21 protein-coding genes and 1 pseudogene are annotated in these 18684 nt (G+C 54.7%); 12 read left to right on the top strand and 10 right to left on the bottom strand.

Annotated features, from left to right (window positions below):
* Positions 1–61: 61 nt before the first annotated feature.
* The 4 genes from EI969_RS12905 to EI969_RS12890 all read right to left on the bottom strand — a co-directional run bounded on the left by EI969_RS12905 (position 62) and on the right by EI969_RS12890 (position 4017).
* Positions 62–1354 carry an NAD(P)/FAD-dependent oxidoreductase gene (locus EI969_RS12905; RefSeq protein ID WP_160388155.1) on the bottom strand — a complete coding sequence of 431 codons (1293 nt, stop codon included), beginning with the start codon at positions 1352–1354 and terminating at the stop codon, positions 62–64.
* Positions 1355–1460: 106 nt separating this feature from the next.
* Positions 1461–2204: an SDR family oxidoreductase gene (locus EI969_RS12900; RefSeq protein WP_008145375.1), complete on the bottom strand. Its 744-nt coding sequence runs from the start codon at positions 2202–2204 to the stop codon at positions 1461–1463.
* Positions 2205–2278: 74 nt separating this feature from the next.
* The gene (locus EI969_RS12895; protein ID WP_160388154.1) at positions 2279–3382 is read right to left on the bottom strand and encodes an alkene reductase; all 1104 of its coding nucleotides are present in this window, start codon (positions 3380–3382) and stop codon (positions 2279–2281) included.
* 53 nt (positions 3383–3435) lie between these two features.
* Entirely contained in the window at positions 3436–4017 is a 582-nt protein-coding gene (locus EI969_RS12890; protein WP_160388153.1) for a TetR/AcrR family transcriptional regulator, read from the bottom strand.
* A gap of 230 nt (positions 4018–4247) precedes the next feature.
* On the opposite strand from EI969_RS12890, the gene EI969_RS12885 reads away from it, so the two are divergent.
* The 3 genes from EI969_RS12885 to EI969_RS12875 all read left to right on the top strand — a co-directional run bounded on the left by EI969_RS12885 (position 4248) and on the right by EI969_RS12875 (position 6478).
* A complete protein-coding gene (locus tag EI969_RS12885; RefSeq protein WP_160388152.1) occupies positions 4248–4901 on the top strand; it encodes an SDR family oxidoreductase in 654 nt (217 codons plus the stop codon).
* A gap of 97 nt (positions 4902–4998) precedes the next feature.
* Complete coding sequence (locus EI969_RS12880; RefSeq protein ID WP_160388151.1) at positions 4999–6051, top strand: NAD(P)-dependent alcohol dehydrogenase; 1053 nt, start codon at positions 4999–5001, stop codon at positions 6049–6051.
* 73 nt (positions 6052–6124) lie between these two features.
* A complete protein-coding gene (locus EI969_RS12875) occupies positions 6125–6478 on the top strand; it encodes a LysR family transcriptional regulator (RefSeq protein WP_160388150.1) in 354 nt (117 codons plus the stop codon).
* Between the two features lie 93 nt (positions 6479–6571).
* Here the strand turns inward: EI969_RS12875 and EI969_RS30540 are convergent.
* A pseudogene (locus EI969_RS30540) lies at positions 6572–6670 on the bottom strand (LysR family transcriptional regulator); the annotation flags it as partial.
* Positions 6671–6835: 165 nt separating this feature from the next.
* Between EI969_RS30540 and EI969_RS12865 the strand changes: the two are divergent.
* Complete coding sequence (locus EI969_RS12865; protein WP_160388149.1) at positions 6836–7489, top strand: TetR/AcrR family transcriptional regulator; 654 nt, start codon at positions 6836–6838, stop codon at positions 7487–7489.
* 69 nt (positions 7490–7558) lie between these two features.
* Here EI969_RS12865 and EI969_RS12860 read toward each other — a convergent pair whose 3' ends face one another.
* The gene (locus EI969_RS12860) at positions 7559–8761 is read right to left on the bottom strand and encodes a pyridoxal phosphate-dependent aminotransferase (RefSeq protein WP_160388148.1); all 1203 of its coding nucleotides are present in this window, start codon (positions 8759–8761) and stop codon (positions 7559–7561) included.
* 347 nt (positions 8762–9108) lie between these two features.
* Between EI969_RS12860 and EI969_RS12855 the strand changes: the two genes are divergently transcribed.
* From EI969_RS12855 to EI969_RS12830, 6 genes are all read left to right on the top strand, one after another.
* Positions 9109–9750, top strand: a complete 642-nt coding sequence (locus EI969_RS12855; RefSeq protein WP_371925940.1) for a TVP38/TMEM64 family protein — start codon at positions 9109–9111, stop codon at positions 9748–9750.
* Positions 9751–9831: 81 nt separating this feature from the next.
* Complete coding sequence (locus EI969_RS12850) at positions 9832–10215, top strand: nuclear transport factor 2 family protein (protein ID WP_160388146.1); 384 nt, start codon at positions 9832–9834, stop codon at positions 10213–10215.
* Positions 10216–10272: 57 nt separating this feature from the next.
* Positions 10273–10659, top strand: coding sequence for a nuclear transport factor 2 family protein (locus tag EI969_RS12845; RefSeq protein ID WP_008145393.1), 387 nt, complete (start codon positions 10273–10275; stop codon positions 10657–10659).
* Positions 10660–10722: 63 nt separating this feature from the next.
* Positions 10723–11394 carry an NAD(P)-binding oxidoreductase gene (locus EI969_RS12840; RefSeq protein WP_160388145.1) on the top strand — a complete coding sequence of 224 codons (672 nt, stop codon included), beginning with the start codon at positions 10723–10725 and terminating at the stop codon, positions 11392–11394.
* Positions 11391–12035 (top strand): NAD(P)H-binding protein, encoded by a 645-nt coding sequence (locus tag EI969_RS12835; RefSeq protein ID WP_160388144.1) that lies wholly within the window; start codon positions 11391–11393, stop codon positions 12033–12035. Before EI969_RS12840 ends, EI969_RS12835 begins: the two co-directional genes overlap by 4 nt.
* Before the next feature lie 44 nt (positions 12036–12079).
* A complete protein-coding gene (locus EI969_RS12830) occupies positions 12080–12523 on the top strand; it encodes an SRPBCC family protein (RefSeq protein WP_160388143.1) in 444 nt (147 codons plus the stop codon).
* 49 nt (positions 12524–12572) lie between these two features.
* Here the strand turns inward: EI969_RS12830 and EI969_RS12825 are convergent, their stop codons facing one another.
* The 3 genes from EI969_RS12825 to EI969_RS12815 all read right to left on the bottom strand — a co-directional run bounded on the left by EI969_RS12825 (position 12573) and on the right by EI969_RS12815 (position 15201).
* Positions 12573–13154, bottom strand: coding sequence for a TetR/AcrR family transcriptional regulator (locus EI969_RS12825; RefSeq protein ID WP_033053207.1), 582 nt, complete (start codon positions 13152–13154; stop codon positions 12573–12575).
* 143 nt (positions 13155–13297) lie between these two features.
* A complete protein-coding gene (locus EI969_RS12820) occupies positions 13298–13684 on the bottom strand; it encodes a nuclear transport factor 2 family protein (protein WP_160388142.1) in 387 nt (128 codons plus the stop codon).
* A 44-nt stretch (positions 13685–13728) separates the two neighbouring features.
* Positions 13729–15201, bottom strand: a complete 1473-nt coding sequence (locus EI969_RS12815) for an APC family permease (RefSeq protein ID WP_256678309.1) — start codon at positions 15199–15201, stop codon at positions 13729–13731.
* A gap of 407 nt (positions 15202–15608) precedes the next feature.
* Here EI969_RS12815 and EI969_RS12810 point away from each other — a divergent pair, with 407 nt between their 5' ends.
* On the top strand, positions 15609–16622 hold the full coding sequence (locus tag EI969_RS12810; protein ID WP_160388141.1) for a helix-turn-helix domain-containing protein: 1014 nt from the start codon (positions 15609–15611) through the stop codon (positions 16620–16622).
* A gap of 63 nt (positions 16623–16685) precedes the next feature.
* Entirely contained in the window at positions 16686–17561 is an 876-nt protein-coding gene (locus EI969_RS12805) for a LysR family transcriptional regulator (RefSeq protein WP_160388140.1), read from the top strand.
* Positions 17562–17622: 61 nt separating this feature from the next.
* Here the strand turns inward: EI969_RS12805 and EI969_RS12800 are convergent, their stop codons facing one another.
* On the bottom strand, positions 17623–18492 hold the full coding sequence (locus EI969_RS12800) for an oxaloacetate decarboxylase (protein WP_160388139.1): 870 nt from the start codon (positions 18490–18492) through the stop codon (positions 17623–17625).
* Between the last annotated feature and the right edge of the window lie 192 nt (positions 18493–18684).

Genomic DNA, 18684 nt, shown 5'->3' with positions numbered 1-18684 from the left:
GCACTAATAGGGTGAATGAGCGCAACGCCCGAGTGGCGCTGCGCTTAAACATCGTTACAGCCTAGTGCAGCTTCAACCGCGGCTCAGTCCCTCGACCAATCCGATTGCCCAACATCAGCAGCAGGGTCGGGAACAGGCCATACAGAGCGACCTGGTGCATGCGGTACAACGACGCATAAAACACCCGCGCCAACCAACCTTCGAGCATTACGCTGCCGGTCAAATTACCCATCAGGTTACCCACAGCCGAGAAGCGTGATAGCGAAACCAGTGAGCCGTAGTCCTTGTACTTGTAGGTCGGCATTGGCTTGCCTTGTAGCCGAGCTTTCAGGCTCTTGGAAAGCATCGACGCCTGTTGGTGAGCGGCTTGAGCCCGAGGCGGTACGTTTTGCTCGCTGCCAGGCTGCGGGCACGCGGCACAGTCACCGAAAGCGAAGATATTGTCGTCAAGTGTGGCCTGCAAGGTCGAGCGTACCAGCAGTTGGTTGATGCGATTGGTCTCCAGGCCGTCGATACTCTTGAGGAAGGACGGTGCACGAATGCCAGCAGCCCAAACCTTCAGGCTGGCCTCAATCACATCGCCGTTACGGGTCTTCAGATGCTCGGCGGTGACCTCACTGACTGTTGCGTTGGTCATCACCCTCACGCCGAGTTTTTCAAGGGTTTGATGCACTGGCGTACTGATGCGATTCGGCAGCGCCGGGAGCACTCGCGATCCGGCCTCGATCAAGGTGATGCGCATGTCCTGCGGCTTAATGCGATCCAAACCATAAGCGGCCAACTCATGAGCAGCGTTGTGCAGTTCGGCAGCCAATTCCACACCGGTTGCACCCGCACCGACAATCGCCACGCTGATGTTCTCGTTTTCACTCCCCGCGTGGGCGCGCAGATAATGGTTGAGCAACTGCTGATGGAAGCGCTCGGCCTGTTCACGGGAGTCAAGGAACAGGCAGTGCTGCGCAGCACCCACGGTACCGAAATCGTTGGTGTTGCTACCCACGGCGATGACCAGAGTGTCGTAGCTAAGGGAGCGTGCCGGCACCAGTTCGTGCCCGGCATCGTCGAAGGTAGCCGATAGCTGGATTTGCTTAGCGGTACGGTCGAGCCCGCTCATGCGGCCAAGTTGGAACTGGAAGTGATTCCACTTGGCCTGGGCCACGTAATTCAGCTCGTCTTCGTGAGCGTTCAGTGAACCGGCGGCCACTTCATGCAACAGAGGCTTCCAAATATGGGTCAGGTTGGCGTCGACAAGGGTGATGTGAGCAGCGCCACGCTTGCCCAGGGTCTTGCCCAGACGCGTCGCAAGCTCCAGACCGCCAGCGCCACCGCCGACAATCAAAATACGGTGTGTCATTGAAAGGTCTCATTGCTTTTACGGGAGAGACAGGAAAGATCCTGTAGCGCCCGAACACCGTGCATCGCGACAGTGTCCGGGCTTGGTAGGTGTTGCTGGGTTCTGCTTACCAATCCTGGCGGGTAGGCGAAATGATCACCTCGTTGACGGTGACGTTTGCAGGCTGGTCCAGGGCATAGACCACCGCTTTACCAATATCGTCGGGTGCGATGGCAATCTTGTTCAGCTCTTGGGCAGCCTTGCGCCCTGCTGGATCGGTAACTTTGTCTGCCCAACCGGTATTGGTCACACCCGGGCTAACGGTGTTAACCCGAATTCCGTGGTGGACACCCAACTCCTTGCGCATCGACTCAGTCATTGCCTGAACGAAGAACTTGGTCGCGCTGTATACGCCAGCCGAAGGACCCACTTGGTGGCCCGCTACGGAATCCATGTTCAAGATCTGACCAGACTTCTGTTTCAGCATGAACGGCAGCACAGCCGCGACGCCATTCAGGTAACCCTTGATGTTCACGTTGATCATCTTTTCCCAATCATCGACGGCCAGGTCCACCCAAGTGGAAAACAGCATCAGGCCGGCATTGTTGATCAGGATGTCTACCGAACCGAAGGAGTCTTGAGCGAACTGAGCCAACGCCTTCATATCTTCCAGATTGGTGACGTCGCTGACACGACCCACCGCCTCACCACCGTTCGCTTTCAGCTCGCTCACAATGGCATCCAGACCTTCTTGATCCAACGCAGCTGCGACGACTCGAACGCCTTTCGCGGACAGGGCGCGAGCCGATGCAGCACCCAGACCTGAAGATGCGCCAGTGATGATCGCTGTCTTGTTTTGCAAATAGTTCATGGGAGTTCCTCTCGAGAATGACTGCCCACACGTGTCGGGCAGTGGGTTGGGGTATCGCGGGTGTTGGTTAGTAATCAGTAGTTGCCGACAGGCCAATCGGTGTAGCCCTTGGCTCCACCGCCGTAGAACGACTCACGCGATGCAATGGTGAGTTCGGCACCACGACGCAGGCGTTCGACAAGGTCAGGGTTGGAAATGAACAGACGGCCGAAGGCAACCGCGTCGATCGTGCCCTGCGCTCGACGCTCGATAGCCATTTCCAGGTCGTAGTTGTTGTTGCCAATGAATGGCCCCGCGAACTGTGCGCTCAGAGCGTCCATATCCACGCCCACCGGCACCTCACGCGAAGTCGCGGTAGCACCCTCGACGAAGTGCAGGTAAGCGAGATCGAATTTGTTCAATTGCTGAATGAGGTAGCCATACATCGCCATCACGTTGCTGTCTGGCGGCGTGTTGCCGGCATCGGGCGTGACGGGCGACAAGCGAATGCCCACGCGTTCATTGCCCCAGATTTTGACGATCTCTTCGGTCACTTCCAGGGTGAGGCGCGCGCGGTTCTCAATCGACCCGCCATATTGATCGGTGCGGTGATTAGTCGAATCACGCAGGAACTGATCCAGCAAATAACTGTTGGCCGAGTGAACCTCTACGCCATCAAACCCAGCGCGCTTGGCATTTTCGGCGGCACGCTTGTACTGCTCGATGATTCCCGGGATTTCATCGGTTTCGAGAGCCCGAGGCATCGACACAGGAACAAAACCATTCACGGTATAGGTATCGCCTTCGGCCTTGATGGCGGAGGGAGCGACCGGCGCTGCGCCATCTGGCTGCAACTCCACGCTGGAAAACCGGCCCACATGCCAAAGCTGGCTGACGATCTTGCCGCCAGCGGCGTGCACTGCGTCGGTCACTTTTTTCCAACCAGCGACCTGCTCATCGCTCCAGATGCCTGGTGTCGCAGCGTAGCCGCGTCCCTGAGCGGAAATATTGGTTGCTTCAGCTACGATCAAACCCGCACTGGCCCGCTGGGCGTAGTACTCGGCGTGCAATTCATTGGGAATGCCATCTTCGGCATAGCGGCTACGTGTGACGGGCGCCATTACGATTCGGTTGGCAAGTTCCATCGCCCCCATGGTGACGGGAGTGAACAAGTCAGTGCGGTTACTGTTATCTGTCATGGTGAACCTTAGATAAATAGACCAGTCGTCTAGTAATGTGATAAATAAAATGACTACGACAAGAGTCGCTTTGCCATCGTCAGAGAGTCTTCAAAAGCACTGCTGCGTTTGCCAATCTTCATCATCAAAGAGGCACCGAGCCAAATCTGATAGAGCGACTGCGCAAGCGTCGAGTTAGGAATGGCGGATGTGATCGAGCCATCAGCGTGACCCTGCTCGATGCAGCGCTCCAGCCGCACGTGAACCGCTTGCGTACCTTTGTCGAGCACCTGGCGCATACCTTCAGAAAGGTCACACACCTCAGCTCCCAATTTGACCACCAGGCATTTGTCAGTCGGTAAATCTGAACATTGGGTTTGCGCCCAGTAATGGAAATAACCAAGCAGTCGATCAGCAGCCGGGGTGGTGCCGGCCAGCAGCGAATCGACTACGGCCAGGTAGTCGGCAAAATACTGTTCAAGCAGCGCTTGGCCGAATTCATCCTTGGATTTGAAGTAGTGGTAGAACGAGCCTTTCGGCACTTGTGCTGTAGCCACCACTTCTGCCAGGCCGACACCGGTATAGCCCTTATGGGTCATCAACGCCCTGGCGATATCCAGGATGTGTTGGCGTGTTTCGGAATGACGTTTTTTCATAATACCACAACCATAGTAAAAAATAGACCAGTCGTCTAGTTTCTATTTCAACGATCACATCCACGCCCGACCAACGGAGCAGATATGCAGGGAAGCCTTAGCTCGTGTGAACTGGTATGCCAACGACTCCTGCATTTTTTGCATTATATAAATGCGATTTCCATAAATTATCTCTATTTGCGCACCTGTTAGCCTTGATTACAGGCTCCACCCCGTTATCAAGGACTCACATGAAAACATTTCTAAGCATCGGTACTGGCCCCGGAATCGGATTTGCGACAGTCGAACGTTTCGCCCGTGAAGGCTATCGCGTGGTGCTCAGTGCTCGAAATATGGATAGGACGCTCGCACTCGCCGAACGCTTGATATCCCAGGGCTATGAGGCCCACACCCGCCAAGTTGATGCCGGCAATGCACAGGATGTAGCGGCGCTGGTGACCCAAGTCGAAGCGCAATTTGGCGCATTGGATGTGCTGCACTACAACGCCGCGATCATTCGGCAGGCAACTGTCGCTGAACAACCGGTCGACACCTTCAACAGCGATCTGGCTGTGAATATTGGTGGAGCACTAGTCGCCACTCAGACGGGGCTGCGCTCGATGTACAGTCGCAACGCGGGGACCCTGCTGCTGACCGGTGGTTTTTTCGGGATCACTCCAAATCCTGACTTTCTTTCTCTGAGCCTGGGTAAAGCCGGCATCCGATCGCTGGCGCTCGGCCTGTTTGAACCGGCCAAAACCCAAGGCGTCCATGTGGCAACCGTGACTGTCGCCGCATTCGTCAATCCGGAGTCCGAGGAAGCCCTTGGCGTCGCCGAAGCATTCTGGACATTGCACAGCCAGCCAAAAGAAAACTGGACCGCGGAAGTCACCTACTCTCGCTGATTGCTCCCGGGGATGGCGTACCAACGCGTCCCATGAATGCACGTTCGGCACAGCCCAACGCGGCGCCGACCCGTTTTTGACGCATCAGGAATTCGCTATGCAATACAAAGCTTATGCAGCGCAATCGCCCACGACGCCCTTGACCCCGACCAACATCCCTCGACGCCAAACCGGCGAAAGGGATATGGCGATCGAGATTCTCTACTGCGGCGTTTGCCATTCCGATCTGCACGCCGCGCGCGGTGAGTGGCCTGGAATGCGCTACCCGCTAGTCCCGGGACACGAGATCATCGGTCGAGTGTCTGCCATCGGCACTTCGGTCTCGAAACACCAAGTGGGAGACATCGTGGGTGTCGGATGCATGGTGGGCAGTTGCCGCCATTGCCAATCTTGCGACGACGGCCTGGAACAGTATTGCGAAGGTCCCCATGGTTGGCAGCAGACATACAACGGCTGGCTCGACGGCAGTGGCGAAAATACTTACGGCGGTTACGCCGATGGCATCACCGTTGACGAACACTTCGTGCTGAAGATTACGCACCCTGAATCGGACTTGGCGGCGGTAGCGCCACTTCTTTGCGCAGGCATCACAACCTGGTCTCCACTTCGCCATTGGAAGGCAGGGCCCGGCAAGAAAATCGGCATCGTCGGTATCGGTGGTCTCGGCCACATGGGCATAAAACTGGCTCGCGCGATGGGCGCCCATGTCGTGGCATTTACAACCTCCCCCTCCAAAATCCAGGACGCGTGCGACCTTGGCGCTGATGAGGTCGTTGTTTCACGCAATTCTGAGGAAATGGCAACTCATACCAAAAGCTTTGACTTCATCCTCAACACCGTCGCCGCACCTCACGATCTCGACGCATTCATGAGTCTGCTCAAACGCGACGCAACCATGACCATGGTCGGGGTACCTGACAACCCTCACCCGTCGCCTAGTGTAGCCAATCTGATTTTCCAGCGCCGTCAACTGGCCGGTTCACTGATCGGGGGCATTTCTGAAACTCAGGAGATGCTCGATTTCTGCGCAGAGCACGGCATTACTTCAAACGTCGAAATGATCAAAATGAAGGATATCGAACTGGCGTTCCAGCGTATGCAGAAGAGCGACGTGAAGTACCGCTTTGTCATCGACATGGCAACCATTTGATTCGCCTGGGGCGGAATGCTTTGCAAGCCGCCCCGGCACAGCCAGAATTCCCGACATGCGCAAAGGAAACAGGATGAGCGACAACGTCTCCAGAGAGACAGCACCCACATCGTTCAACGCAGGATATCTCGCAGGATTCAACCTTAATTGTCTGGTGATATTCGCCACTCTCTACCGAGAGAAAAGCGTTACCCGAACGTCGGAGCTTTTGAACATAGGGCAACCCGCTGTCAGCAATTGCCTGTCCAAGCTAAGGCTGGCGTTTCAAGATCAACTGTTCCATCGAAAAGAGGGTGCAATGGCTCCCACTCAGGTCGCCGATAATATGGCGAAGCTTCTGATACCGCTTTTGAGCGGTATCCAGTGCGTGCTGGAACAACATGCGGATAACGATCGGGGGCGTGAGCCTGCTGTGATGAAACGGTGAGATTAAAAGCGTGCTGCCAAAGCTGAGTCCGAGGCGGTCACAAGCCCCAACACCCAGTCAACTCTGATCAGGTAAAACCCTCGCTGGGAATGCTTACTCGTTCAGCTTTTCCATGACCATTGCAATGAACGCTGATACCGCCAGCGGCAAAAGTTGCCGACTGAGGTAAAGCACATGCAAGCCGTCACCCGTGCTGTGGTAATTCGGTAGCACAGAGTGATAAACCCAATCGACTGTCTGCTATGAAGGGGCTAGCAAGGCCGGTATCCATGCCTTTTGTGTATCATTCGATTCTACAGACCATAACTGAGCAGTTTCTTCAGCTGATTGGCCCTGCATCATCGAGGCAACGCACGAATGACCGACCCCATACCCACGCTGGCCGTGCGCCCTAAAAAAGGACGTCCACGCGCCTTTGATCGCGAGCAAGCCCTGTTTAATGCGCTCGAAGTGTTCTGGAAACGCGGATACGAACCGGCCTCCGTGGCGGAATTATGCACGGCCATGGGCATCAACCCACCAAGCCTCTATGCCGCGTTTGGCAATAAATCAAAGCTCTTCCTCGAAGCGGTCAATTATTACGAAGCCAGATTCTGGGATGCCACTTGGGAACGCATGGATAGCGAGCCGGACCTGTACCGTGCCATCACCGATTTTTTCCATTCCGCTGCTGCGATCGTCACTGAGCCCGAGGCACCATGCGGCTGTATGGTCGTATTGGCGGGTGTCAATGTGTCAGAGAGCGCTCAAGAGATCACCAACGCCCTCAAGGCACTTCGCCAGGAAGGTCGGGATTATCTGCAGCAGCGCCTCGACCGCGCCGTGGAAGATGGGCAACTGGCGGCTGATGTCGACACCCTCGTCCTTGCCGCCGCGTTGAATACACTGTTGGAAGGCATGTCGTTGCAGGCGCACGATGGACTTTCACGGCAAACCCTGGAAGGTATCGCGGCAACGGCCGTCGGCATGCTGCCATTACCTGCAATTCGCTCAACCCAGGAATACTCGTAGCGCTTGCTCCTTCGACAGCGGCAACCTCTCGGCCTCAGCGCTAAGCCTCGGTATCATCCGGAAAGCGGATCAGACGAGTTGGTCACAAGCCTGGCGTATCCGCGAACAAGCGTGTTCAAGCACTGCTGTGGAGGTAGCAAAGGAAATTCGGAAGTACCCCTCCAAACCAAATGCACTACCCGGCACGACCGCCACCCTGGCCGCCTCCAGCAAATAGCGACTGACCTCTACATCATTTGTGAGCTCGACACCCACAGGCGTCTTGCGCCCGATAAGGCCGGCACAAGAAGGAAACAGATAAAACGCCCCCTCGGGACGGCGACACATCAAGCCGGGAGTATCGTTGAAAGCATCCAGGCATAGATCTCTGCGCTGACGGAACACTTCGTTGCGTTCGGCCAGGAAGTCAATCGGGCCATCCAGAGCGGCAACCGCGGCGGCTTGGGATATCGCGCAGGGATTGCTGGTGGTTTGGGATTGGATAGTTGCCATGGCCGCTATCAGATCCTTTGGCCCACCGGCGTAACCGATGCGCCAGCCGGTCATCGAGTAAGCTTTGGACACCCCATTTACTGTCAGAACACGATCGCGTAACGCCGGCACCTGCGAAGCCATGGTGGAAAACACCCAGCCGTCGTAACTGAGGTGCTCATACATGTCATCCGTCAGCACATAGACCTGCGGATGGCCGAGAAGCACGGCGCCCAATTCCTTCAGTTCAGTCGCGCTGTAGCCGGCCCCGGTTGGATTGCTCGGGGAGTTCAGGATCACCCACTTGGTTCGCGCAGTAATGGCCTTCTGGAGCTGAGCTGCCGTGATTTTGAAATGTTGATCCGCCGGGCAACTCACCTCCACCGGGGTCCCCCCCGCCAAGCGGACCATGTCCGGGTATGACACCCAATAAGGTGCGGGAATGATGACCTCATCTCCCGGATTGAGAGTAGCCAGCAAAGCGTTGATCAGGACTTGCTTGCCACCGGTCCCTACGCTGATTTCACTGGTGTCATAAGTCACGCCGTTTTCGCGCTGAAATTTGCGCACGATCGCAGCCTTGAGCTCGGGGGTGCCATCGACATCGGTGTAACGGGTTTGTCCTGCATCAATCGCAGCCTTTGCCGCTGCATTGATGTGGTCGGGTGTCGGAAAGTCGGGCTCTCCGGCCGACAGACTAATCACATCAACACCTCGCCGGCGCAATTCAGCCGCCTGACGTGTGATCGCCAGCGTTGGCGATGGTTTGACCGCGTGCAGCAGATGTCCCAGCAATTGCATGAAGCCACCCTTCAGTTGTTGTTGATTGCTGAAGGGATCCTAACGGGCTTAAAACAGCAATAAAAACAATATATTTCTGTGTAATACATCATATTTATTTGCTTATTACCCCCTGCGTACTACCCCGCTCTCCCGTCCATCCACGCGTTTTGTCAAAGAACAATCCAGCGAAGCGATCAAACGCCTTGACACTATCTGTAGTGATCGCTATAGAATGAGACCTAATATATAGCGATCGCTACAAATAGATTTTTGATCAACGCCGTTCGGATGCGGTCGGAGTACCCAATGCTGCAATGTGCCATGTCATTCACCGTAGACCGATGGGTGTGCGCGGAGTCGATGGTGTGATCGAAGTGATCATGCAGTCAGCCACCCAATGGGTTGAGGCTTTGCACTCAATGGGCGGAACAGGCAGCGCCTTGTATGCGCTGGTCTTCCTGCTGGCAACAGTGGCCTTCGTGCCCGCCTCGCCCCTTACGGCCATTGCCGGATTTTTATATGGACCGGTAGGGGGGACTCTGCTTGTGTCGCCTGTCGGTATGGCGTCGGCAATGATCGCATTCGTCATGGGGCGCACTTTTTTGCGCCCATTTGTACTGAGACGACTGGCAACTCGCCCTCGGCAAGCCGCGATTGACAGAGCGCTCGCCCGAGATGGCTTTCGAATTGTCCTGCTTCTGCGCCTGGCTTCCATCGTGCCCTTCGCCCCTCTGAGTTACGCCCTCGGCGCAAGCCGTATCAGTGCTCGGGACTTTCTACTGGCGTCCTGGCTCGGGCTGCTGCCAGGCACTTTTTTGTACGTTTATCTGGGGTCACTGGTTTCCAGTGTCAGCGACATCCTCAGTGGCGAAGCCACTGCCGGCAATGCAACCCACGTGCTGACTGGAATGGGTTTGGCGGCAACGGTGCTGACATTGCTAAGCATCGCTCATTGCGCACGCAAGGCCGCCAACCAATCCATCGAGAAAGAGTTGATGCACGAATGAACGGTGGAAAGCGGCCCCCTCAATTCAGGTTTCGGCGTGAACCGAGCCTTGTCATTCCCCCCTTAAATCAGGAGAAACACCATGACCAAGCCTACTTATGTGCAGGAATACAACGCCATCGTTGAGGTACTGAACCAGTACAACGAAGGTGGTAAACAGGCCAAGAGCAGCATCATGAAACCGGCCTTCAGCGAGCAGGCGACCATCTTTGGAGTCGATGCCGATCACAAATTGACGGGCGGCCCCATCCAGGGTTTGTTCGACATCATCGACAGCGCGTTTCGTCCGTCGCCTGAAGCCCAGGGCGTGATTGTCAATATCGATATCGTCGGCACTGCCGCCAGTGCTCGCATCGACACAAACGATATCTCGGGCTTCTGCTTCACCGATTTTTTCAACCTGCTGAAAGTTGAAGGCAAGTGGACCGTGGTGAGCAAGATCTACCACACCCACGTTGCCCCTTAACCCTGAGCGCAAGCCAAGCGGGCGCCGCGGGCGCCCGCTCCAAGAAGGATATTGACGATGAGCAAGAACATCAAAGCGGTACCTACCCAGGAATACAACGCCGTTATCGCCGTCGCCCAGCAGTATGCCGACAGCCTCAAAGTAGGCAGTGCAGACGGTTTGGCTGAAGCCTTTCACAAGGATGCGGTCATGTACGGCTTCACCAACGGCAAGCTTTTGGGCGGCTCGATCACCAACCTGTTCGACTTCGTCCGTAGCAACGGCAAGGCACCGGACATTACCACTCGCCTCGACGTCCTGGCCATCACGCCTACGACTGCGGTGGTGCGTGTGGACATGGAAAATGATGCCATTGGCGCCGACTACAACGATTACCTGACGTTGATCAAAATCGACGGTAGCTGGAAAGTCATCGCCAAGGTCTACCACCAGTTCGAAGGCTGATCAGTCTGTATCGGCCCGCCGTAGCGGGCCGGTCTGTGCCGCGTCGCTCGATCAGGAGGAACCATGAACACAGTTTTTATCGTCGGTGGTGCGGGCAAAGTCGCCCGACGCCTTGCTCAGCAACTGGTGGCACGCGGTCACGAACCTCGCTCGCTTTACCGACATTCGGAACAAGCCGAGGAGCTCAAAGCACTGGGTGCCACACCGATCGCCGGCAGTTTGCTTGAACTCGATGCGAAGGGTCTGGCTGGACTCATGACCGGCAGCGACATCGTGGTATTCGCGGCCGGTGCTGGCGGCAAGGGCGGATCGCAAATGACCAACGCCATTGATGGCCGCGGACTTGAAGTGGCCGTGGCGGCCGCCCGGCGTGCGAACATCAAGCGCTTCATTCTGGTATCTGCCTTTCCGGAAGCCTCACGTGGCGAAACTGTCTCCGAGACCTTCGAAAACTACATGAAGGTCAAGAAGCTCGCGGATATCCATCTGGCCGAGACTGATCTTGACTGGGTCATCGTGCGTCCTGGCACGCTACGGGATGCACCCGGCACCGGCAGAGTCCGTGCAGGCCTCGCAATCCCCTATGGCGATGTGCCCCGCGACGATGTAGCGGCAACCTTGCTACAGATTATCGAAAGGCCCGCCGTGAACCGAATCATCATCGAACTGACCCAGGGCGATACACCGGTCGGTGAGGCGATTCAGCGACTCACTCGCGATTGGAGCCAACAGTGAAATTGCTGCTCATCGGTGCGAGCGGATTCGTCGGACGCCACGTTCTGGAACTGGCACTGTCGGATCCACGCGTCAGCATCGTATACGCTCCGACACGTCGTGCGTTACCTCAAGACCCGAAGCTCATCGCTCCTGACATAGATTTCGATCGCCTCGACCAGCAGGCCCCTTGGTTGCATGTCGATGCGGTGATCTGCACGCTGGGCACGACCCTCAAAACGGCTGGGTCCAAAGCGGCATTCAAGCAAGTCGACCATGATTATCCGCTGGCCGTTGCCCAACTGGCACGAGCGCATGGTACGCCCACTTATGTGCTCAATTCGGCCATCGGCGCCAATGCCCAATCCCCTTTCTTTTACAACCAGGTCAAAGGCCATCTGGAGAAGGATCTGGCGGACTTGGGCTTTGAGTCACTGACGTATGTACGGCCAGGGGTCATTGGTGGAAAGCGTGAGGAAGTTCGTCATGGAGAACGCTCGCTGGTGTTCTTCCTCAAGGCGGCATCTGCACTCTTACCTGCACGTTGGCGGCTCAATCCGCCTTCTGCCATCGCTCATGCATTGCTGGAGGCGGCCATTGATCCTGCCTCTGGCGTTCATGTGGTGCCGTCCGACCGTCTGGTCCAGATCGGCAAGCAATAACGAATTCAAATTTGCAACATAACGACAGACAGAGGTTTTAAACCATGGCAAAAGTTGAGTATTGCGCCCTCATTGACGGCGAAGCCAGTCGTGTCTGGGATGTGCTGAAGCAATTCGGCCAGATCAGCAAGTGGCACCCTGCGATTCCTGAAAGCATTATCGAGGATGGCCAACCTGACGGACTGGTTGGCTGTATTCGCCGACTGACCTTGCAAGACGGAGCGGTTTTGCGCGAGAAGCTGCTGGCGGTTGACGAAACCAACCTGATGTTCTCCTACCGCTTCGAAGAGGCGCCGCTGCCGGTGGACAACTATGTGGCCATCGTGAGACTGCTGCCACTGACAGGGCAAGACAAGACTGTTGTCCTATGGTCGGCAAGTTTCGACACTCGCGATCCCGATCCTAAGGGCGAGCAGACTGCTGCTATTCAGTCGCTGATTGTTGGCGGCCATGAAAGCCTTCAGCGCTATCTGAACGAGACGGCGTAAGCAAAATGCCCCGGACAACCATGCGGTTGCCGGGGCGTTTAACTCTGGGCTAAGACAGAAGACGTCGACTCATCTCAAGCGCGCCTTCAAAAGGTTGATGGGTTCTGCCGACCTTGACGAGCAACGAGGCCCCTAACCACATCTGGTAAAGCCCTTCTGCCAGCGTGGGTGCGTCAGCAGTTGCCGTGATGGACCCGTCCGCCTTCCCCTGCTCAACACATCGTGTAATCCGCTGAATGATCAGCGCGGTGCCTTTTTCAAGAACGGTGCGCATGTTTTCGGACAGATCACAAACCTCAGCACCTAATTTGACCACCAGGCATTTCTGGTCAGTGTGATCGAATGCCTGTGTCTCAGCCCAATATCGCAGATAGCTCAGCAGTCGCTCAGCCCCTGTACCCTCCCCGGCCAACAGCAAATCGACCCGCCCGATGTACTCCTGAAAGTACTCATCAAGCAGGGCCTGGCCAAACTCGTCCTTGGAGCGGAAGTAGTGATAGAAGGAGCCTTTGGGCACGCCAGCCGTAGCGAGGATTTCGGTCAGGCCGACAGCCGTATAGCCCTTATGGGTCATAAGCGCTCTGGCGACATCAATGATGTGCTGACGCATGTCGTGGAGGGGTTTCTTCATAATGCGCCGCATGCTATCAAAAAATCGATCAATCGTCTGGTGCCTAGGGACGCAGTCGTTTGTTCGAACTTTCGCATGGGTGCATGTTAGTGCGCAAAAAACTGCCCGCTTGAAAAGCGGGCAGCGTGCAAGCTGGCGGTCAATCAGTCCTGAAACTGGTGATACACCTTGGCGATCACCTTCCAGGCGCCATCAATGCGGATCAACGTCAGGTAATCGTTATAGTCAGCGCCGATGGCGTCCTGCTCCATGTCCACGCGCACTACGGCAGTGCTTGGCGTGATGGCCAGAACGTCCAGTCGGGTGGTGATGTTCGGGGCTTTACCATTGTCGCGAACGAACTCGTACAAGTTGCTGATCGAACCTCCCAGCAACTCTCCATTGGTGAAGCCATACATCACCGCTTCCTGATGAAACGCCTCCTCCAGGCGCTCAGGACTGCCAGTACGCAAGCCATCGACATATTTCTCGGCAACAGCAATGACCGCGTTGTATTCACTTGTTGCGACCGCTTTAACATTCTTGCTCATGATTATTTTCCCTCTTCAAATGTTGACGACAGGCATAAAAACTTTCAGCCTACTTGTTTTAACAAAGCGAACCGTGCAGGACTCATGACTTTCATCAACAACGCTGCAATACACCCGACCACAAAGGAGACCATAACAATCATTTCCATGATGGATGCCGCGACGGCTGCATTATCGCCCCCGATTAAAGCGGGCAAATTCTGCACCGCAACGATTAAACAAGCGACCAATCCGATAAGACCACCAATGGGTGCTATGACAGTATTCAAGACAGGGTGAAATTCAGTGCTCTTTCTAAAAAACACCAGCACAGAAACGCAAGTCAGGGAGAGAATCACCATATATCCGAGTGTTCCCGCGGTTGCACCCCAGGCGTAAATCTGTGTGACTGGATCCATTCCAATGATTGCGCAAAGGGCGACCGCCAGTAAGGACATTGTCGTTTGCAATACAGAGGAGACAAAAGGTGAGCCGTGCTTCTCATGGACACTGCCAAGCTTCGAATGCAGCACCCCAAAGCGTCCCAATACGTATTGATAACGCACTACAATGTTATGCAGAGACAGCACACAGGCAAACAGACTGGTCACCAACAGCACCTGCATAACATCGACAAAAGCTTTGTTGGTATATCTTTCCACCATGGTCAAATACATGTCGCCAGGATGCTCAGTCGCCTGCTGTACGACCTGTGATAGTCCAATACCGTTTACCTGGCACCACATGGATACAGCGTAAAACACGCCAATCAGGAACACCGCAATGTAGGTTGCCTTAGGGATCGTCACATTGGGGTTTTTCGCTTCCTCCCTGTAGACCACCGTCGATTCAAAACCGGTAAAACAATAAATTGCAAACATGATCCCCAGGCCCGGCGAACCTGAAAGAATGGTCGCTGATGAAAAAGGTTCCAGAGCATCCGAGCCGATATTCCCACTGCCTATAATCGCCGCGTCTACCACCAGTACAATAACGATCTCGAGCACCAGCGCCACGCCCAGAAACTTACTGCTCAATTCAATTTTCTGATAACCCAAAACACCCACAACGGCCGTAATCACTAGCGCAAGCAGCCACCACGAGATATTAATTCCCAAGGTAGTCAGTAGAAGCTGAGACAGTGCGTAGCCAATATAAGCCTCCAGCGCGACCAGTATCATAAAATATGAAATCACTGCCATCGTCGCCGAGCCCAACCCTATGGATCGACCCAACCCTTTCTGGATATATGAGTAGAACGCTCCTGCATTGGTGATATATCTCGACATGTAGATAAATCCTACACTGAAGAGAAACATGATCACCGTTGCAACCATTGCATCAAACGGTGCCGCCGCCCCGTTACCCATCGAGATAATCAAGGGGGTATTGGCCACCATGACCGTCAGAGGTGCGGCCGTTGCGACGACCATCAGCACTATCGAAGTGACACCCAAGGATCCGGACAGCCCCGGTTTATTATTAATAGTTTCAGGTTCTGAAGTGTGCATATTCGCCCCTATGGATATCTTTTCCATACAAATAGATCACTGAATATTCCAGACTTCCCTGCCCTGGCGGCGAGTTGGATTTCGTGGAGCGAGCAAACGTATTCAGCGCTCTTTAAACTTATCAAATCGCCGCTTCAGTAAGTCTGCATAAGTCTCTAGAGCGATGAGGCATTAGAACCAGGCGCTGTGGGCTACCTGAAACTTTAGTTGTTTGCCTATCATTCACTTAGACTAAGTGCATTGCGTTCATTCTTACGCCTGGGGCGAAGGGTCCGCTATCAAATATCGGCGCGTTTTGATGCGTCGTGCGTCTCTTTTTTCAGAGCGCACTAAAATGACGCACCCATGAGCGGTGACTATGCTTTAAATGCGTTGAATGACTCGAGGTTGGAACGAAGATTGCTGCATTACAAGCAGTCCACGGAGATTGCAAAATGCAGCAAAGTCCAAATACGACCTATTCCTCTTCGATCCCCGCGAGAGTGGCGTGCGTCAGGTCAAATGATCCGTTTCTACAATCAAGAATTCTTCCCGACTGGGAGCAGGATTACACTCAACTCTCATGTGGCAACTTCGAGGGAGGTGTCGCACGTGCCTCTCTCGGACGAGTCCAGGTATTCCGGGAATGGATCAATCAGGCCATTGACCAACGATCGGTGGCCGACACCGATATTCTGATGATTGGAGTCACCCTGCACCAAGGCACGTGCTCCTGGCAGAATCGTGAGATGCAGGCTGATTCGTTATTCATCATGCGCCAAGGTGAGGAAGCGCGCTTTCGTGCGACCGCTGAATCGGACATCCTCGCCGCGACCATCGACGCCTCGTTTCTCGAAACACTTTCTCAAGGCCTCTACGGAGTTGGCACAAGCCGCCTGATCAACGGCGCGTGCATGCTCAAGGGGGACGCTCAAGGGATATCTCGATACAAATCCCTTCTGCTCTCGGCACTCGGTTCAGCCGTCCAGAACCCGCAATCGATGGACAGTGAGTCGGCGCGACTACAGCTGTCCGAGGATGTCGCCGTAGCAGCGCTTCAAGCGATGGGGAGTCTGTCGGTAAACACAACACACTCACCCAGGGACCATCGAGTTCATCGAGCGATGGTGGACCGGGCTCGGTTGTTTATTTTGAGTCATCAGACAGGCAGCCCGACGGTAGAGGATCTGTGTGAACACTTGCACATGAGCAGGCGCGGACTCCATAGCGCTTTTATGCAAGTGGTCGGGGTAAATCCTTGCACCTACATTCGCCAGATCCGCCTCCATGAAGCCAGAAAAGACATCATCAATGGCGCGCCCTCGGTATCCGAAGCGGCCATGCGATGGGGGTTTTGGCACTTCGGAATGTTCTCTCAGTACTACAAAAACCAATTTGGAGAGTTACCTTCCGAAACGCATCGCAACCCTCCAGGCGTTGCAATGGGAACTTGGCCCCCATTGTCCTGACGCACCACCAAATCGCAAAAAAAATAAATGTATTTTAGCCAAAAACACAATTAATATTTGCCGATGATTAAAGAACTGAAAACATTTATCGCCGTGGCGAGAGAAGGCACTTTTGCTGCTGCCGGTAGCAAAATAGGACTTACACAAGCGGCAGTCAGCGCACAAATGCAACGCCTCGAGGCAGAGCTAGGGATCGAGCTGTTCGATCGCAAAGGACGCTCAGCGCATCTGAACCGAATGGGGCATCAGGTTTTACTGCAGGGGCAGGAACTGGTCCGCCAGTTCAGTAATCTGGGCACTACGACGGTAGGTCTCCCCGCCAGCATTTTGGTCACTGTCGGAGCCATTGCCTCCGTGCAGCGCTCTTTTTTGCCCGACGCCCTCGCTCACTTTCATCAGCAATGTCCTGAATGCCGAACTCGCGTCATTCCTGGCCTGTCCATGGAATTGGTCAACCAGGTCGATGCTGGCGAGATCGATATGGCTGCAATCATCCGCCCTCCGTTCTCACTTCAAAGCGATTTGCGCTGGACCACACTGGCGCGCGAACCCTACCGCCTGATTGTCCCGGTCGACATGCCGGGAGATGACTGGTCCGAACTGGTTTCCAGTCAGCCTTTCATTCGCTATGACCGATCTTCTTTTGGTGGTCGGCAGGTCGACCGATTCTTGCGACAAACGCATGTGTCTTTACGTGAGGTATGCGAGCTCGATGAGCTGGATGCGATCATCAAACTGGTCGCCAATGGGGTCGGCGTAGCACTGGTCCCAGAAACAGCGACACATCAAGGATGGCCAGCAGAGGTACGCGCTGTAGACTTGAAACAACGCACCTTCCACCGAGATATAGGCCTCGTACACCGCGCACGCAGAAGCCTGACGGAACCGGTGAAGGTGCTTGTTCAATTGATTACCGAACAGGTTCAGAAAAATCAGTAAACACCGCCACGGCTAACTTGCGGTTTTTGTACTGGCAGGCGTGACAGTCAAAAGTAATTCACTACTCATCAACGTTCATGAATTCTTTGGCCCACACCTGGAAACGCTCAGGTCGCGTATAGGTATGGGTCAATTCTGTAGCGCTCAGGTCAGATGTGCTGCGAGTGATATTACGCTGTTCGCGCAAACAGTCATATGTCGCTTTGATCGAAGCAAAATAGGCGGCATGGCCAGCAACAACAATCCGTACACCCAGCGAACCTAGACGTTCGCTGTCGCAAAGTTCAGGATTTCCATAAGTCACCAGCATCAGAGGGAGCGTCATGCCTTCGGCAATCTGCTCCAAATGCTCAAAATCCTTCACACCTACGAGACAAATGGCATCTGCACCAGCATCTGTGTAGGCCTGAATACGGCTCGTCACTTGTGCGACGGATAACGAGCTTGCATTGGTACGGGCAATGATAGCGAGCTGCGAATCAACTCGAGATTCAACGGCCGCTTTGATTTTTCCGCTGCCCTCCTCAATGGATATGAGATCCGTCGATTTACGGCCAAACTGTGCCGGCAAGAGCGTATCTTCGATAGTCAGTGCAGCGACTCCAGAACGCTCCAGCTCAGCCACTGTACGCATGACATTCAGCGCATTGCCATAACCATGATCGGCATCGGCAATGATCGGCAGTTGTGCGACTCGTCCAATCCGCGTCGCCTGCTCTGCAAATTCACTCAGCGTAATAAGGGCGAAGTCGGGCGCAGCCAATACCTGCAATGAAGCGACGGATCCGCCGAGAATGCCGACTTCAAATCCCAGGTCAGCAGCAATTCTTGCGGACATAGGGTCGAACACAGATGCAGTGTGATAACAGGCACACGATGCAAGCAGCTTACGAAATTCGCACCTCAGCTCTTGATGGGAAACTCTAGACATAATCGCTCCTCTGGCGAGTGAAACTGACTGTGGCCTTAAAACTGGAGTAGCGATCTGGCATGGAGATAGACTCACGTAATTAATCATTTTTGCGCTATCTACTACTCATTTTACGTATTGAAAAAATGATTAAAAAGCTGATATTTTTTTATCTGATCATAAATTTTATCGATGAATCACGTCTGTGATCAG

This window comes from Pseudomonas sp. PB101, assembly GCF_009764265.1.
Lineage (GTDB): Bacteria > Pseudomonadota > Gammaproteobacteria > Pseudomonadales > Pseudomonadaceae > Aquipseudomonas.
Note: the sequence above shows the minus strand (reverse complement) of the source record. Positions and strands in the feature narration are given on the sequence as shown.

Bases quoted from the DNA above. Each gene is read 5' to 3' on its own strand.
- EI969_RS12845 (WP_008145393.1), top strand. From the start codon at position 10,273: ATGAGCAAGAACATCAAAGCGGTACCTACCCAGGAATACAACGCCGTT.
- EI969_RS12800 (WP_160388139.1), bottom strand. From the start codon at position 18,492: ATGTCTAGAGTTTCCCATCAAGAGCTGAGGTGCGAATTTCGTAAGCTG.
- EI969_RS12900 (WP_008145375.1), bottom strand. From the start codon at position 2,204: ATGAACTATTTGCAAAACAAGACAGCGATCATCACTGGCGCATCTTCA.
- EI969_RS12890 (WP_160388153.1), bottom strand. From the start codon at position 4,017: ATGAAAAAACGTCATTCCGAAACACGCCAACACATCCTGGATATCGCC.
- EI969_RS12885 (WP_160388152.1), top strand. From the start codon at position 4,248: ATGAAAACATTTCTAAGCATCGGTACTGGCCCCGGAATCGGATTTGCG.
- EI969_RS12840 (WP_160388145.1), top strand. From the start codon at position 10,723: ATGAACACAGTTTTTATCGTCGGTGGTGCGGGCAAAGTCGCCCGACGC.
- EI969_RS12815 (WP_256678309.1), bottom strand. From the start codon at position 15,201: ATGGAAAAGATATCCATAGGGGCGAATATGCACACTTCAGAACCTGAA.
- EI969_RS12805 (WP_160388140.1), top strand. From the start codon at position 16,686: ATGATTAAAGAACTGAAAACATTTATCGCCGTGGCGAGAGAAGGCACT.
- EI969_RS12850 (WP_160388146.1), top strand. From the start codon at position 9,832: ATGACCAAGCCTACTTATGTGCAGGAATACAACGCCATCGTTGAGGTA.
- EI969_RS12820 (WP_160388142.1), bottom strand. From the start codon at position 13,684: ATGAGCAAGAATGTTAAAGCGGTCGCAACAAGTGAATACAACGCGGTC.
- EI969_RS12895 (WP_160388154.1), bottom strand. From the start codon at position 3,382: ATGACAGATAACAGTAACCGCACTGACTTGTTCACTCCCGTCACCATG.
- EI969_RS12860 (WP_160388148.1), bottom strand. From the start codon at position 8,761: ATGCAATTGCTGGGACATCTGCTGCACGCGGTCAAACCATCGCCAACG.
- EI969_RS12865 (WP_160388149.1), top strand. From the start codon at position 6,836: ATGACCGACCCCATACCCACGCTGGCCGTGCGCCCTAAAAAAGGACGT.
- EI969_RS12875 (WP_160388150.1), top strand. From the start codon at position 6,125: ATGAGCGACAACGTCTCCAGAGAGACAGCACCCACATCGTTCAACGCA.
- EI969_RS12880 (WP_160388151.1), top strand. From the start codon at position 4,999: ATGCAATACAAAGCTTATGCAGCGCAATCGCCCACGACGCCCTTGACC.
- EI969_RS12830 (WP_160388143.1), top strand. From the start codon at position 12,080: ATGGCAAAAGTTGAGTATTGCGCCCTCATTGACGGCGAAGCCAGTCGT.
- EI969_RS12905 (WP_160388155.1), bottom strand. From the start codon at position 1,354: ATGACACACCGTATTTTGATTGTCGGCGGTGGCGCTGGCGGTCTGGAG.
- EI969_RS12825 (WP_033053207.1), bottom strand. From the start codon at position 13,154: ATGAAGAAACCCCTCCACGACATGCGTCAGCACATCATTGATGTCGCC.
- EI969_RS12810 (WP_160388141.1), top strand. From the start codon at position 15,609: ATGCAGCAAAGTCCAAATACGACCTATTCCTCTTCGATCCCCGCGAGA.